This window comes from Streptomyces sp. NPDC021225 (assembly GCF_044332865.1).
GTDB lineage: Bacteria > Actinomycetota > Actinomycetes > Streptomycetales > Streptomycetaceae > Streptomyces.
In genome coordinates, this window is sequence record NZ_JBIRPV010000020.1 from 1 (window position 1) to 14,823 (window position 14,823).

The window sequence follows — 14,823 nt, forward strand, 5'->3', positions numbered from 1 at the left end:
TTCACTACTTTAGCGGATTTCCTCCGGGGCTCATAATCGAGCTCCGGGGACAGAATTCCGGGCACGCCGAAATCCATCCCGATGAGGGGCCGTGCAGTAGTGGTTTGCCGCCGGTGCGGCGCGAGTGGCTGTCGAAGAACCGTTAAGGCTCCGTGGCAGCTCGGAGTACATTACGCATCGCCCCGGGGCGTGTCAACTTCATTCCCGGCGCGTCTTCTCACTCCAGGTCGCTCAGCCGTCCGCCGGCGTCCGGCTGGGTCTCCTCCACCCTGCGAAGGACCCGCGTCAGCATTTCGCCCAGCGCCCCGCGCTCGTCGCTGGAGAGGTCCTGGAGAAGATCCTCCTCGAAGACGGACGCCATCCGCATGGCCTCCAGCCACTTCTCCCGACCCTCCGCCGTGAGCTCGACGATGACGCGTACGCGGTTGGCCTCGTCGCGCTCGCGCGTGACCAGGCCCTCGCTCGCCATGCGGTCGAGGCGGTGGGTCATCGCGGCCGGGGTGAGGCCGAGCCGCTTGGCCAGGTCGCCGGGGCCCAGTCGATACGGGGCTCCGGAGAGGACGAGGGCCTTGAGCACCTCCCACTCGGTGTTGCTGATGCCCAGGGTCGCGGTCTGGCGGCTGTAGGCGACGTTCATCCGCCGGTTGAGGCGGCTGAGGGCGCTGACGACCTGCTCCACCTGCGGATCCAGGTCCTGGAACTCACGTTGGTAGGCCGCGATCTGCTCCTCGAGGCTCGGCTCTGCCGGGCCGGGGGTCTCAGGCATGCCGGGCAGTATGGCACGTCCTCATTCGCCTCGAAGTCCTTCGAGGTGTACTCTTTAGCTTCGAACTTTAGTGTTGAAGTCTTGAGGCTTCCACTATTCGGCTTCAGTCCCCTTCAGTCCTTCTTCTCGACCTAGGCAGGTGAGTGTGACCACCGCGATGGGCGCAGCGTTGCGCCGGATCCAGCTGGGGAACGCGCTGAGCGCGTTCGGCAACGGCTTCACCGTTCCGTTCTTGTTCGTCTATGTGGCGCAGGTGCGGGATCTCGGCGCGAGCACGGCGGGCATGGTGCTCGCGGTGTTCGCTGTCGCGGCGCTGGCCGTGCTGCCCTTCACCGGTCGGGTGATCGACCGGCGTGGCCCGCTACCGGTGGCCCTGGTGGGCGCCGTGGCCTCTGCCTTCGGGTCGATGGGGCTGGGTCTGGCCTCCGACGAGGCGTCCGTCATCGCGGCCGTGGCCCTGCTCGGCGCGGGCATCGCGGTGATCCAGCCCGCCCTCGCCACCATGATCGTGTGGTGCTCGACCACGGCCACCCGCTCACGCGCCTTCGCGACGCAGTTCTTCCTCAACAACCTGGGCCTCGGCGTCGGCGGGCTGCTCGGCGGACTGCTGGTCGACGCCTCGGACCCGTCGAGCTTCGTCCGGCTGTTCGCGATCGAGTCGGTGATGTTCCTGGTGCTGGGCGCGGCCGTGGCGACCGTACGACTCCCGAAGGTTTCGAAGCTCGACCCCGCCTCAGCCGTGGGAAGGCAGGCCGGAGGCGGCTGGCGGGCCATGCTGCGGAACCGGGCCATGGTGCAGCTGTGTGTGCTGGGCTTCGTGATGTTCTTCGCCTGCTACGGACAGTTCGAGTCGGGGCTGGCGGCGTTCGCGGTGGAGGTCACTCGTATCTCGCCCGCGATGCTGGGCGCGGCGCTGGCGGCGAACACGGCGGCCATCGTGCTGGCGCAGTTCGTCGTGCTCAGGCTGGTGGAGGGGCGGCGGCGCAGCCGTGTCATCGCGCTGACCGGTCTGGTCTGGACGGTGGCCTGGCTGGTGGCGGGCGCCTCCGGCCTGGTGCCGGGCAGCCAGGCCGTCGCGACCGGCGCGATCATCTCGGCGTACGCGCTCTTCGGGCTCGGTGAGGCGATGCTGTCGCCGACCGTCGCCCCGCTGGTCGCCGATCTTGCGCCGCCGACCCAGGTCGGGCAGTACAACTCCGGCTTCGCGCTGGTCAAGCAGTTGGCGCTGGCCGTCGGCCCGGCGGTGGGCGGCCTGATGGCGGCGTCGGGGATGTACGTGGCGTACATCGCGATGCTCGTCGGCTGCTCGCTCGGTATCTCGGTGCTCGCGCTGCGGCTGGGCAGGCGGCTCACGGCCCGCCAGGACAACCCGCTGCGCACCGCCCCGGGTGCGGCGGTGCCCGCGCAGCGGCGGGAGCCGGCGGAGCGGGGATCGCAGGCTGAGTCGACGGAGCCGGTGACCACGGCGGCGTAACGCCGGAGCGCGGCGTCTGCGGCGGCCGCGCGGCGGAGCCGCGCCTTGGGCTCGCTTCCCCTACCCGCCTCTTCCCAGGCCCAGTCGAATCGCGGCTCCGCCGCGTGTCGACTGGGCCTGGGGCCTTTCGGCGCGCGCGGCTCCTAACCCGCCGGGAGGGCGAACTCGCACCAGACCGCCTTGCCGCCGCCCGGCGTGCGGCGCGATCCCCAGGACGAGGCGATGGTCGCGACGATGGAGATGCCGCGCCCGGCCTCGTCGGCCGGCTCGGCGCGGCGGCGGCGCGGCAGGTGCTCGTCGCCGTCCGTCACCTCGATGATCAGGCGGCGGTCCGTACGGCGCAGCCGCAGGCGCATCGGCGGCACACCGTGCTGGAGCGAGTTGGCGACCAGCTCGCTCGCGGCCAGTACGCCCAGGTCATGCAGTTCCATGGGGAAGCGCCAGCTGGCGAGGACGCCGGAGGCGAACGCCCGCGCCCGGGGCGCCGCCTCGACGCCGCCGAGGAGCTCCAGGGCGGCGTTGTGGAACAGCTCGGCGTCATGGCCGGTGCGGGCGGGGTGCTGGAGGACCAGCACGGCCACGTCGTCGTCGTGGTCGGCGGTGATGCCCAGCGCCCGGATCAGGCGGTCGCACATCACCTGGGGCGCTCCCGTGGCGCCCGCGAAGACGCGCTCCAGCGCGGCCACGCCCTCGTAGATGTCCTTGTCGCGCCGCTCCACCAGGCCGTCGGTGTACAGCACCGCGCTGGAGCCCGGGCCGAAGGGGATCGAGGCGGAGGTGTGCAGCCAGCTGCCCGTGCCCAGGGGCGGTCCGGTGGGCTCGGCGGCGCGGCGGACGGTGCCGTCAGGGTCGCGGACGAGGATCGGCAGATGGCCCGCCGAGGCGTAGACCAGGCGGTTCTCGTTCGGGTCGTGGACGGCGTAGACGCAGGTCGCGATCTGGTTGGGGTCGATCTCGGCGGCCAGGCCGTCCAGGAGCTGGAGGACCTCGTGCGGGGGGAGGTCGAGGCGGGCGTAGGCGCGGACGGCGGTGCGCAGCTGGCCCATCACGGCGGCCGCTCGGACGCCGCGCCCCATGACGTCGCCGATGACCAGGGCGGTGCGGCCGGCGCCCAGCGTGATGACGTCGTACCAGTCGCCGCCCACGGCCGCGTCCGTGCCGCCCGGTTGGTATGTGGCGGCGACCCTCAGGTCATCGGGCTGCTCGAGCTCCTGTGGGAGGAGGCTGCGCTGGAGGGTGACGGCGGCCTGGCGCTGAAGGCGCTCGCTGGCGCGCAGCCGCTCCGCGGCCTCCACCTGGTCGGTGACGTCGGCGCCGAAGACCAGCACACCGCGCAGCGGGGCCCCGTCCGGAGCGCCGGGCCCGGACGCCCCGGGGTCGGGGATCGACGGCTGCTCCGGGGCCGCTCCGAGCGCGGTCGCGACCGCCGGGGCATCGGCGGCCCCGGAGGTGACCGCGGCGGCCGGAGCGGGGGCGGGGGCCGGCGGGGCCATCTCGATCGGGGAGCACGTGAAGGTGTAGTAGCCGGGCCGCCCCCGGCCGGCCACGCTCGCCGGGCCGTGGGAGCCGGAGCCCTGGGCCACGGAGCCGTGGGCCACGGAGCCCTCGGCCACGGAGCCCGCCGCCTCCGTCTCCGCCACGGCCACCGGCGCGGTCCCGGCCCGCGCGCCGAGGACGCGCCGGGACTTGACCGTACGCGGCCGACCGCTGCGCAGGACCTGGTCCATGAGCGGCAGCAGCCCCAGCTCCTGGAGCTCGGGCAGGGCCTGGCGGGCGGAGGCGCCCGGGGTCCGGGCGCCGAAGATGGCCGTATAGGACTCGTTGACGTAGGCGATGCGGTGATCGGGGCCGTAGACGACGGCGACCAGGGCCGGGACCTGGCCGAGCACGTCATGGACAGACAGCCCGTCGAGGGTGGGGACGGCGGCGGGGATCCCGTCCTCTGGGAAGGGGCCCGCCGCGCCCGACGGCGGCGGCTCGCCGCGGTCCGAGGGGTCGGAGCGCTCGCCCCGGGCGGCGGGGACGGAGCCGCTGCCGCCGCCCGCGGCCGCGGGCTGTGGCCGCCGCGCGCCGCGGTCGGTGCGGGCGGCGGTGCGTCGCTGTGTTCGGGGAAGCCGGGCGCTCCAGCGCGTGAAGTTCACCGGGGGTTACCTCGCGAGGTTGTGGCTGAGCGGCGCGCCGGCGCGGGGGTACGGAGAGGGGTGCGGGTGTGGGTGCGGGGGACGGCCCCCAGGGGAATGCAGCAAACTTCCGAATCCTCGCGATTGTCACTCTTTGCAGATACGAGCCCACCCATGGTCACACGTCCAGTGTGGCCGACCGGACTGACATCCGTGAGACGCCGGTCGGTCAGGGGGAGTTCCCGCCTCCGCCCAGAGGAGCGCCGAACGGGCATGGACTGGCGTCGAACGGCGTCAACTGGCCTCGGGATGGCGGCCGGTGTCGGCGGCGAGCTTGAACTCGGCCCGCGGGTTCTCCAGCGACCCGAGCGAGACGATCTCTCGTTTGAAGAGTCCCGACAGGGTCCACTCGGCCAGGACCCGCGCCTTCCGGTTGAAGGTCGGCACCCGGCTGAGATGGTAGGCGCGGTGCATGAACCAGGCCGGGTAGCCCCTCAGCTTCCGCCCGTACACATGGGCGACCCCCTTGTGCAGGCCGAGGGAGGCCACCGAGCCGGCGTATTTGTGCGCGTAGTCCTTCAGCGGCCGGCTGTGCATTGAGGCGATCAGGTTCTCGGCGAGCACCTTCGACTGGCGCAGGGCGTGCTGCGCGTTGGGGGCGCAGTACGTGCCGGGCTTCTCCGCCGTCAGGTCCGGGACCGCCGCGGCGTCCCCGGCGGCCCAGGCGTGCTCCACCCCGTCCACATGGAGGGCCGCGGTGCACTTGAGGCGGCCGTGCTCGTTCACCGGGAGGTCGGTCGAGGCCAGGATGGGGTGCGGCTTGACCCCCGCGGTCCACACCAGGGTGCGGGTGGGGAAGCGCGAGCCGTCGCTCAGCGCGGCGATCCGGTCCACGCAGGAGTCGAGCCGGGTGTCCAGCCGTACGTCGATGTTGCGGCCGCGCAGCTCGCGCACCGCGTATCTGCCCATCTCCTCGCCGACCTCCGGGAGGATGCGGCCGGTGGCCTCCACCAGGATCCACTTCAGGTCCTCGGGCGAGATGTTGTGGTAGTAGCGGACGGCGTAGCGGGCCATGTCCTCCAGCTCGGCGAGCGCCTCGACGCCCGCGTAGCCGCCGCCGACGAAGACGAAGGTGAGCGCGGCGTCCCGCACGTCGGGGTCCCGGGTGGAGGACGCGATGTCCAGCTGCTCCAGGACGTGGTTGCGCAGGCCGATGGCCTCCTCGACGGTCTTGAAGCCGATGCCGTGGTCGACCAGGCCGGGGACCGGGAGGGTGCGGGAGACGGAGCCCGGCGCCATCACCAGCTCGTCGTACTGGATCTCGATCGAGCCGGTGCCCTCCTCCTCGGTCGCGAGGGTTCTGACCGTCGCGGTGCGCTTGCCGTGGTTGATCGCCGTGGCCTCGCCGATCACGACCTGGCACTTGGGCAGGACGCGGCGCAGCGGCACGACGACATGGCGTGGCGAGATGGACCCGGCCGCCGCCTCGGGGAGGAACGGCTGATAGGTCATATACGGCTCGGGGTCGACCACGATGACCTGTACGTCGCCTTGCCCCAGCTCCTTCTTCAGCTTCCGCTGGAGGCGCAGCGCGGTGTACATCCCGACGTAGCCACCGCCGACAACGAGAATGCGCGCAGGTTCCTTCACCCTCCCATGACGCACGCAGAGCCGCGGTTTGTCCACAGGCCCGACGAATTGTGTGACCGGCGATCTCGGCACGCCCGGCGGCCCTCATTCGGTCTGGCGTGCGGAAGGTGCGCAGGTCAGTAAGGGGGTGCGGGGCAGTGGGCGGCAGGGGAAGCGGAGACGGGCGGTGCGGTACTCCGAAAGGGGGTCGATCTGTCCGGACCTACCCCCTTCTTTCTTGACCGGCGCTCAACTATGTTCGTATTCCACGCCGGGGTCGAGACTGCCCCGGCATTCTGGGCGGGGAGTCTCCGGGGGGAGACGTCATTACCGGGGGATCACTATGCAGCTTCAGGGTTCTCATTGGTCGTCAGCCGTCGCATCGGTAGACGGAGCCGGCGGCCGGAACGCTCCGCTTCGCGTAGACGCGCAGCGGAATCTTGAGCACGTGCTACGCGCGGCGCGCGAGGTCTTCGGGGAGCTGGGGTACGGCGCTCCCATGGAGGACGTCGCCCGGCGCGCGCGAGTCGGGGTGGGCACCGTCTATCGGCGCTTCCCCAGCAAGGACGTCCTGGTGCGCCGCATAGCCGAGGAGGAGACGGCCCGGCTGACCGACCAGGCGCGGGCCGCCCTCGGCCAGGAGAACGAGCCGTGGTCCGCGCTGGCCCGGTTCCTGCGCACCTCGGTGGCGTCCGGCGCGGGCCGGCTGCTGCCGCCCCAGGTGCTGCGGGTCGGGGTCGAGGTGGAGGCGGAGGTCCGGGTGCCGCAGCAGCGGCACGTGGGGTTAGCCGACCCTCCTCCCCAGCCGGAACTGCGCCTGGTGGAGCAGCACAGCCCGGTCCCGGGCGGCCCTGACGACGCGGGCGCGGCGGCGCTGCTGGAGGTCGTCGGGCAGCTGGTGGACCGGGCGCGGGAAGCGGGTGAGCTGCGGCCGGATGTGACGGTGGCCGATGTGCTGCTGGTGATCGCCACGGCGGCGCCCTCGCTGCCTGACGCGGCGCAGCAGGCGGCGGCGTCGGCGCGGCTGCTGGACATTCTCCTGGACGGGCTGCGGTCGCGCCCGGCGGTGTGACACCGGCCGCGCGGGTGCGGCGTGCCGGGTGAGCGGTGAGCATGGTGGGCTCGGCGCGCCGGGCCCCGGGGTGGTGAGCCGCGTCGTCGATATGCGGCTCCGCCGCGTGGCCATCGCGGGCACCAAGATCCGTCGGACACCCCCTGGGCCGGGCTGGCCCGGCTAGGAGCCCGGCCAGGGGGTCGTCACCAGTTCGTCGAGCAGGGCGATGACCTGCTCGACGGACAGCCCCGCGCCTTCCGCGCGCAGCGCGTCGACGGTCTCGCGGCCCAGGGCGCGGTGCGCGGCCGCCGTGGCCTTCTCCGTCTCGCGCAGCGGCAGCGGGGTGCGCCCCAGCTCACCGCGCCAGGCGTCGGCCGCGCCCAGCATCCGGGCGGCGAGGCCCTCCTTCTCGCAGCCCACCAGGACATGGGCGGCGGTCTCCGCCTGCTGGGCCAGCAGGATCTCGACGCAGCCGGTCTCGGCGCCCCTGCTCAGGGTGTCGCGCAGTTTGCGCAGCGCGCCGGGCGCATCGCCCTCGTCGGCGGTGATACGGGCGTCCAAGCCGTCTGCGAGCACCCAGAACTGCGAGGGTGGAGTCGCCTGCTCCGCCATACGCCGCGCCCCTTCGCACAGCGCCCGCGCCCGGGCCAGGTTTCCGCGGTGCAGCTCGACCAGGGAGCGCAGCAAGCCGTTGAACGACCGCACGTCCCGGTCCTGGGAGCCGCGGCGCTCCGCCTCCTCGTCCGAGTGGTCCAGCAGCTTCTCCGCGCGGTCCAGCTCCCCGGCGTTGATCGCCACATCCGCGAGCCGGGTGATGATGAACGGTGCCTCGGCGTGCGCGCCGATCTCCCGGGCGAGCCGCCGCGCCAACTCGTACGCCGCCCGCGCCTCGTCGAGCCGGGCGTGGCTCGCGGCCATCTCGCCCGCGGCGGTCTCGACCTGGGCGAGCATCCAGCGGTCGCCGACCCGTCTGCTGAGCTCGCGGAGTTCCGCCCAGTCCGCCTCGACGTTCTTCATGCCGCCCGGCGAGTCGATGACCGCATGCGTGCGGAACATCAGCGCCACGCCGACCGCCCAGTCGTCGCCGTGCGCCCTGGAGTTGGCCACCGCCTCGTCCATCAGCGGGATCACCCCGGCGTGACCGTCGAGGAGGAACCCGGAGAACGGCCACAGCATCCCGGGGAAGCGGGCGCCGCGCGGGCCGGGGTGGGCGGTGTAGGCATCGCGGATGCGATGGGCCGCGGTCACGGAATCGGGACTGGTCAACGTGGGCCCATCGGCGTTGTCCGCGTTCAGGAAGAACAACAGGAGCCGCAGGTCCATCTGGTCCCAGTAGTGCGTGGCGGTCTCGTCGACGCCGTCCTCCCCGGGCGGGACATCCCCGGGTATGGAGCCGAGCACGCTCTGCCAGTCCCCGGGCCCCATGGCACCGCCGAGGATCAGTGCCTCGCGGGTCCAGGCGACGCCCTCGTCGCGGTAGTTGCGCAGCCACCAGAACCAGCCCATGGCCATGACGAACTCGATCACGGTCTGCTCGTCGCGCGCCTCCAGGGAGCGCTTCAGGGCGGCCCGGATGTTGTCGAGTTCCGACTCGACACGGTGCAGCCAGGGAAGCTGTTCCGCGGAGCGCAGCCGTGGCTCGGCGGTGCGCGCGTAGTCGCGGAAGTAGGCGGTGTGGCGGGCGAGGGCGGCGGTGTGGTCGGCCCGGGCGACGGAGTCCTCGGTGGCGCGCTCGCCGACGTACTCGTGGATGGTCTCCAGCATCCGGTAGCGGGCCTCGGCCGGGGCCTGGTCGGCCGTCGGGTGGTCGACGACCAGCAGTGACTTGTCGACCAGCGCCCCGAGCAGATCGAGCACCTCGCCGCGGGCTATGTGGGTGCGGGGGCGGAGCTCGGGGTGCGCATCGGGTTGCACGGACGCGTTTATGGCGCTCATGGCGCTCGTGCCGTCCTGCGCCGTGCCGTCCTGCGCCATGCCGTCCTGTGCCATGCCGTTCTGCGCCATGCCGTTCTGCGCCATGCCGTTCTGCGCCATGCCGTCGGCCGGGGATGCGGCCGACGGGGCCGCGGCGGGCGGCGCTTCCGCGCACACGGCCTCCGCCGCGCTCAGCCCCCACCCGCCGGCGAACCCCGACGCCCGGCGCAGCACCGTGCGCTCGCGCTCGTCGAGCAGCTCCCAGGACCAGTCGACGACGGCCCGCAGCGTCTGCTGGCGCGGCAGCAGGGTTCGGCTGCCGCTGGTCAGCAGGCGAAAGCGGTCGTCGAGCCGGTCGGCGATCTGCCTGGGGGTGAGCAGCCGCAGCCGCGCGGCAGCCAGCTCGATCGCCAGCGGCAGGCCGTCGAGCCGGCGGCAGATCTCCGCGACAGCCGCCTGCGTGTCCGGGTCCCGCGCAGGGTCGAATCCCGGCAGGGTGGCCGCGGCCCGCTCGGCGAACAGCTGGTGGGCGGGCGCGGGCCGGAGCGGCTCCACGGGCCGTACGGTCTCGCCGGGCACGCCCAGCGGCTCCCGGCTGGTGGCCAGCACGCTCAGCCCCGGGCAGTGCGCCAGGAGCGTCTCGGCGAGCGCCGCCGCGGCGTCTATGACGTGCTCGCAGTTGTCGAGCAGGAGCAGCAGGCGGCGGTGGGCGCAGAGCTCGACGAGGCGCGCGGCCGGGTCGGCGCCGTCCGCCCCGCCGAGCCGCGTTTCGAGCTTGGTGGCGAGCAGGCTCGTCTCACGGTCGCCGACCGCGCTCAGGACGGCCCCTGGGACGGCCGCCGCATGGTCGAGCTTGGCAAGCTCGACCACCCAAACGCCGTCCGGGTAGGCGGCCGTGACGGCCGCGGCGACCTCCTCGGACAGCCGGGTCTTGCCGGAGCCGCCGGGGCCGGTGAGCGTGACCAGGCGGGCGCCGCGCAGATCCCGGCGGAGGTCGGCGATCTCGGTCTGCCGACCGACGAAGCTGGTGAGCCGCGCGCGGAGGTTGCCGCGCGGGCGCGGGGCGCCGCCCTGCGCGTGGCCGCCGTTCGGCGGCGCGGGCGGGGTGTCGGCCGGGGCGGGGCCGGTGCTGTGGGCGGCCCCGGCTGCTCGGCGGGCGGCGTCGGGCGCGGCTTCCGAGGGGGCTTGGGGGACGTGGGCGGCGTACCCGGCCTCGGCCGCTTCGCCGCCGTGTCCGGGGTACGGCGCCCGGGCGGCTCCTCCACGAGCCTCCTCCGGACCGTAAGCCGCCCCGGGGTCATGGTTCCCATACGCCAGCCCTTGGGCTGTCTCAGCGCCGTGGCCGAAGTCCGGCACGCCGGCGGCTGCGATCCCGCCAGTCGGCCCCGGCCCCTGGGCCGGTTCCGGAGCGTGAGGCGCAGCCGGACCGTCGGCCCTCCCGTAGCCACGGTCCACGTACGCCGCTCCCGGGGCCGCTTCACCGCCGTGGGGGGAGCCCAGCGTGCCAGGAGCGGCTCCTCCACGAGCCCGCTCCGGACCGTGAGCCGCTCCGGGGCCACGGCCCACGTACGCCGTCTCTGGTACCGCTTCACCGCCCCGGCGGGAGCCCGGCGCGCCACCGGCGGCTCCCCCACGAGCCCGCTCCGGACCGTGGTCCGCCTCCGGACCACAGGCCGCCCGGGGGTCATGGCCGGGGTCCGGCACGCCGACGGCGGCACCCCCACGCGTCGCCCCCGGTCCACCGGCCGTCTCCGGAGCACGGGGCGCCACCGGTTCGTAGGCCGCCCCGGGGCCTTGAGTCGCCCCAGGGGCGGGGTCGGCGTACGCGGCGCGGGCGGCGCCGCCACCGACCGTCTCGGCCCCAAAGGCCGTCTCCGCACCGTGGGCCGCCTCAGGGCCACGCCTCGCGTGCCCGCCGCCCCAAGCCGCACCGGAAGAGTCCTGGGCGGCGTACGGCGTGTGGGTCCGCTCCGGTACGCGGCGAGGTGCCACGGGCGGCCCGTACGGCCCGCGTCCCGCCGCCTCGTCGCCGGAGGACGCCCCGGCGTCCCCGCCGGGACCACGGCCGCCGGCAGCGCCGTCACCCCCAGAGCGCCCAGAGCGCCCAGAGCCACCAGAGCCACCAGGCCCCCGTACGGCCGCCGCCCGCGCGCCCGCCGGGAGGGGTGCGGGGGTGCCGGACAGCAGGTGGCCGTGGAGGGCCCTGAGGTCCGGGCCCGGGTCTGTGCCGAGCCGGTCGGCGAGGGTGTGCCGGACCGCCTCGTACGCGGCGAGCGCGTCGGCCGGGCGGCCCGCCGCGTGCAGTGCGCGGATCAGCTGCGCGTGGAAGGTCTCGTCGAGCGGATGGTCCGCGACGAGTTCGCGCAGCTCCGGTATGGCGTCCGCGGGGCGGCCGAGCGCGAGGTCGGCGTCGATACGGCGGTGCAGCGCGGTCAGCCGGAGGGCTTCGGGGCGGGCGGCGGCCGCGTCGCGGTCCGGCAGGTCGGCCAGCGCGGGGCCGCGCCACAGCGCGAGCGCCTGCCGCAGTACCTCGGCGGCCGTCTCCGGGTCACCGGCGTCGAGGGCCGTCGTGCCGCTCTTCGTCAGCGCCTCGAAGTGGAGGAGGTCGACGTCCTGGGGCCCGCCGGTGGAGAGGCGGTAGCCCCCGGGCGAGGAGAGCACCGCGTCCCGGCCGACGGCCCGGCGCAGGCGGCCCACGAGCGCCTGGAGGGCGGCGGGCGCGTCCTGGGGTGGGTCTTCCGCCCACACCTCGTCGATGAGGACGTCCACGGGCGCGGGTGCCGGGCGTGCGGCGCGCATGGCGAGCGCGGTGAGCAGCGCGCGGAGGCGGGGCCCGCCCAGTGGCAGGGGGTTCCCGTCGTCGTCGCGCGCTTCGGCCGAGCCGAGGATCAGATACCGCACGGCGTCATTGTCCTCGGGTCGGCGGTCGGATCGTACGAATAAGCGACGCAATCGGCGCGCCGCGCCGCCCATACGCCGAACACAAAGCCCAAAACACCTGAGCCCACAGACCGCGGCTCCGGCCCTACAGACTCCGCGGAACCACCCCGCCCGCCACCGCCCGCTGCCGCGGCGCCGCCGTCCCCGTCCAGCACGTGCCGCGCCGGGCCATCAGCCGCCGCAGCCACACCTCCGTGGAGACGAGTTCGGCCAGCCCGTCCAAGGGCAGCCGCTCCCCCTCCGCCGCCGCGCGCAGCGCCTTGCGTACGACGCGGGCCTCGACCAGGCCCGCGTCGGCCAGCAGCGGCGCGTCGAAGAGGGTGACGACCTCGCCGACCCAGGCGCGCAGCCCGGCCCGTACGGAGGCGGCGTGGGCGGCGTGCGAGGGGGCTCCCCAGCCGGGCGGCAGGTCGCGGATGCCTGCTCCCGCGAGGACCGCGCGCAGCACGGACGCGCGCGCCCCGGGTTGCACTCGGAGCGCTTCGGGGAGCATGCGGCAGGCGCGTACGACCTGGTTGTCGAGGAAGGGCGCGTGGAGCCGCTGGCTGCGCACCTCGGCCGCCTGCTCGAACACCCGGTGGTCGGCCGCGTGCCGGGCCAGGGCCGCGTCGGCGCGCCGTTCCCCGGGGCGGCGGAGGGTCACGGGGCGGGCGGCGGCGGCTTCCAGGCGCAGCGACACCTCGGCCAGCGCCTCGCCGGTGAGCCAGCGCGCGGCGGGGCCGGGGCGGCACCAGGCGAGCGCGGCGAGGGAGGCGGAGACGACCCCGCGCCCGCCCCTGCCGCCCGCGCTCCCGTCCGCTCCGCCGCCACCGCCGCCACCGCCGCCACCGCCGTCGTCGGTGAAGCGCCGCTCCAGGAGGCGGCTCGCGGCGTCCTCGACGCCGTCCCGGTAGGACGTACGGGCCAGCTTGCGCGCCGCCCGGTAGACCGTGAAGGGCACGAAGAAGGAGTGGCCGAAGGGGCCGTCGGCCTTGGCGAGCGCGGTGGCGGGGCGCAGCAGATGGCGGCGCTGCCGGTCGAGCAGGAGGTCGGCGAGGCGCGCCGGGTGGGCGTCGAGCGCCTGCCGGGCTCCATGGCCGACGAAGTGGTCGGCGCTGCCCGCGGCGAGCCGGCGCCGGTGGCGCTCGGCGACGACGATGGAGGGGCCGGGCTCGTCGGTGAGCGGGCCGCTGTCCAGGGCGGCGTACGGAAGCGCCTCCTCGCCCCCGGCGACCACGACGTGGTGCAGCCGCGGGTTGGCGGCGATGGCGCCGGCGCGCTCCAGCTCGGCCTCGCGGGCGCGGGCGCCGCCCTGGGTGGCCAGGTCGTTGAAGGTGACGGCGAGGAGGCGTTCGCCCGCCTCGGTGCCGTGGCCGAGCAGGGTCCCGGGCATCCCGGGCAGGCCCGCGGCCAGCAGGGCGAGGGTGGCGGAGGCGCTGCCGCCGGAGAGGTCGGCGCCGATGCCGGGCGCCGGCGCGCCGCGGGCCGCGCGCCGCTCGGCGGGGCCCATACCGGGGACCGGTCCGGGGTCGAGGCCGTCGGTCTCGGGAGCGTGGCGCGGCGCGGCGAGCCTGGCCCGTACGGCCTCCACGAGGGCGTCCCGGATGCCGTCCACGGCCTTCTCCTGCTCCACTTGGGGCGCGGCGACGGCGAGCGAGGCGGTGGGCTCGTAGCCGATGATGTCTCGGGCGCCGTCGCGCAGGATCAGGGCGTGTCCCGGGGGCACCCGTCTGACGCCCAGGTACGGGGTGCCGTCGCCCATCGCCTCCGGGGAGTCGGGGCAGGCCAGAAGCGCGCCGAGGTGGCTGACGTCGAGCTGCGCCTCGATGAGGTCGGCGAGCGGCAGGGCGGCCGTGGCGTACGCGGTGCCGCCGCCCCAGTCCGTGTGGAAGACGGGCCGGGCGCCGGCCAGGTCGCCGACGATGGTGGTGCGGCGGCCGACCTGCGCGACGGCCGTGTAGCTGCCGGGCCAGGCGGTGAGGTGGCGCAGGGCGCCGCCGCGGGCGGCGAACAGGCCGACGCGCAGCTCCTCGTCGGAGGCGCCGCAGCAGCCGAAGACGGCGAGGCGGGAGAAGGGGTCGGCCTGGACGACGCGTACCTCGTCGGGGCGCCAGTCGCCCACGGCCCACAGCGGATCGGGGTCCGCCCACAGGAGTTGGGCGCCGACCGGCTGGATCCCGCGACCCTGCGAGGGGTCCGGCCCCGATGCGGTACTGCTCCACCCCACCAACCACCGCATCGCGCCTCCACAGGGTGTGGGCAAACAAGGCAACCAAGAAGTAGGGGCCATCATGCACAGCACGTCGACGGTTTCGGCATCGAACCGGACAACTACATGGATCTCCCCGATGTCCTTTGACCGCATTCGACCACAGAAACAACATGGTTGATCACAAGACGTATTCCCGCCAGGCGCGGACGCGCGTACGGGAAACCGCCGTCGGCGCGACGGACCGCTCCGCCGTGGCCCATGCTGCCATGAGTGGGGCGCAAAGGGGCGTACGAGGGCGCGAACAGCAGCTTCCGTTTCACCACGCGGGGCTTCCGGAACCACCGAACACCGTGCGGCCTACGGGACCATGACGCACCGCCGGGCCACGGCACGGGCACCCGGATCACGGCACGGGCACCCGGATCACGGCGGGAGGCCCTGACCCTTGACGGGGGCCGCCGCGCCGGACCTCCCCCTCCCCGGCCCGGCACGGGAGCCCGGCCGCGATCAGCGCCACACGAAGCCACGGGGGAACCCGTCGGGCGCTCACTCCCGATGGGCGTTATTCGGCCAAACTTCCGTGGCGCTCTTGATGGGCGTGCGGATGCCCTGAAGTACTCACACGCCGCCGCACCGCTCCTGACGGCACGACAGTCCGGGAGGCGGCATCCGCCTCCCGGACCGCTCCGCCGCCCGCGGGGAATGAGGCGGCGGCGTCCCCCAGCCCACTGGATT

The 14,823-nt window shown here is 74.4% G+C and carries 6 protein-coding genes and 2 pseudogenes; 3 read left to right on the forward strand and 5 right to left on the reverse strand.

Annotation, left to right across the window (positions count from 1 at the left end):
• Positions 1-217: 217 nt before the first annotated feature.
• Positions 218-766: a MarR family transcriptional regulator gene (locus ACH4S9_RS44705; protein WP_311729062.1), complete on the reverse strand. Its 549-nt coding sequence runs from the start codon at positions 764-766 to the stop codon at positions 218-220.
• Between the two features lie 145 nt (positions 767-911).
• Here ACH4S9_RS44705 and ACH4S9_RS44710 point away from each other — a divergent pair, with 145 nt between their 5' ends.
• Positions 912-2,240 (forward strand): MFS transporter, encoded by a 1,329-nt coding sequence (locus ACH4S9_RS44710; RefSeq protein ID WP_398377328.1) that lies wholly within the window; start codon positions 912-914, stop codon positions 2,238-2,240.
• 143 nt (positions 2,241-2,383) lie between these two features.
• On the opposite strand, the gene ACH4S9_RS44715 is transcribed toward ACH4S9_RS44710, so the two are convergent.
• Together ACH4S9_RS44715 and ACH4S9_RS44720 are read right to left on the reverse strand one after the other, a co-directional pair.
• Positions 2,384-4,381 carry a SpoIIE family protein phosphatase gene (locus ACH4S9_RS44715; protein ID WP_385346113.1) on the reverse strand — a complete coding sequence of 666 codons (1,998 nt, stop codon included), beginning with the start codon at positions 4,379-4,381 and terminating at the stop codon, positions 2,384-2,386.
• A gap of 273 nt (positions 4,382-4,654) precedes the next feature.
• Positions 4,655-6,010, reverse strand: coding sequence for an NAD(P)/FAD-dependent oxidoreductase (locus tag ACH4S9_RS44720; protein ID WP_385346111.1), 1,356 nt, complete (start codon positions 6,008-6,010; stop codon positions 4,655-4,657).
• Between the two features lie 322 nt (positions 6,011-6,332).
• Here ACH4S9_RS44720 and ACH4S9_RS44725 point away from each other — a divergent pair, with 322 nt between their 5' ends.
• Together ACH4S9_RS44725 and ACH4S9_RS44730 are read left to right on the forward strand one after the other, a co-directional pair.
• On the forward strand, positions 6,333-7,061 hold the full coding sequence (locus ACH4S9_RS44725) for a helix-turn-helix domain-containing protein (RefSeq protein WP_311729065.1): 729 nt from the start codon (positions 6,333-6,335) through the stop codon (positions 7,059-7,061).
• 1,878 nt (positions 7,062-8,939) lie between these two features.
• Positions 8,940-9,038: pseudogene (locus tag ACH4S9_RS44730) on the forward strand (hypothetical protein); the annotation flags it as partial.
• A gap of 363 nt (positions 9,039-9,401) precedes the next feature.
• On the opposite strand, the pseudogene ACH4S9_RS44735 reads toward ACH4S9_RS44730, so the two are convergent.
• Positions 9,402-11,930 (reverse strand): annotated as a pseudogene (locus ACH4S9_RS44735) (BTAD domain-containing putative transcriptional regulator); the annotation flags it as partial.
• A 52-nt stretch (positions 11,931-11,982) separates the two neighbouring features.
• Positions 11,983-14,115 (reverse strand): asparagine synthase-related protein, encoded by a 2,133-nt coding sequence (locus tag ACH4S9_RS44740; RefSeq protein ID WP_398377331.1) that lies wholly within the window; start codon positions 14,113-14,115, stop codon positions 11,983-11,985.
• Positions 14,116-14,823: the final 708 nt, after the last annotated feature.